Here is an 826-nt window from a genome sequence, read left to right on the forward strand (position 1 = left end):
ATTTTGCAAAAGGCGTGCGCGTTCCGCTTTTCTCACAGTTCGCGCAGGCATATGTTTTCTGGAAATGTCTGTGGTTTTCAACTCTCGCCGGGATAAATTTAACTTCCTGACGGATGAGTTGTGTGCTGATTTCTTTCATTCCTTCTTTACATGTTGGACACGTACAAGACTCAATTTCATGAATGTGGTCAACAGTAGGAAGAGAAGACAACTGCTTGTCTTTTAACCCTTTACGTTTTTTGCGACGGTTAACGGTTGTGACTATAACTTCTTCTTCGTCGCTTTGGTCACCAGTCTGCTCTGGTTCGCTAAAAAGGAGATCGTTGAAGAGGTTGCCCTGGTTTGGATCACCGTTCAACGTTTCCTTCTTTGGGCCGTATAATTTCTGAGTTAAAAATTCGATTTGTTCTTTCTGTAGGGAAAGCTCATCATCTTTCTGAGCGATAAGGGTCTTCAGTTGTTTGTTTTCTTCTAGTAGCTGGTCCAACTTTTCAATAATCACTTCAAACTGTTTGTCGCTCTTGATAGACATGCCTGCTTCTCCTCACATAAATAATACTTAAATTTTACACTAATCAGGAAAAGAAAACGAGAGAGCCATTGATTTTTTTATCAATTTCTCTCTCGTTTTTTAGGCTATACTCCCTTTAACCGCAGGTTTTATAGAAACTTTTTGGTTAACAGATAGTCCTTCAAGCAGCCAACGCAGCTGTTGTGCACTTAATTGTTGAATCTCGTTCTGGTTACGCGGCCAATTCAATTTCCCATTCTCTAAACGCTTATATAAGAGAAGGAAGCCGTCGCCTTCCCAATAAAGAGCTTTGAA

At 40.4% G+C, this 826-nt stretch carries 2 protein-coding genes; both read right to left on the reverse strand.

The features are described from left to right. Window positions 1-532: IS66 family transposase zinc-finger binding domain-containing protein (locus ACYQ2O_RS12475; RefSeq protein WP_459796736.1), on the reverse strand; the 532-nt coding region annotated here is incomplete at its 3' end. A 99-nt stretch (window positions 533-631) separates the two neighbouring features. Further along, a partial coding sequence (gene tnpB, locus ACYQ2O_RS12480; RefSeq protein WP_459796737.1) for an IS66 family insertion sequence element accessory protein TnpB occupies window positions 632-826 on the reverse strand: 195 nt, incomplete at its 5' end.

It is taken from the genome of Alkalibacterium sp. m-11, assembly GCF_054658155.1.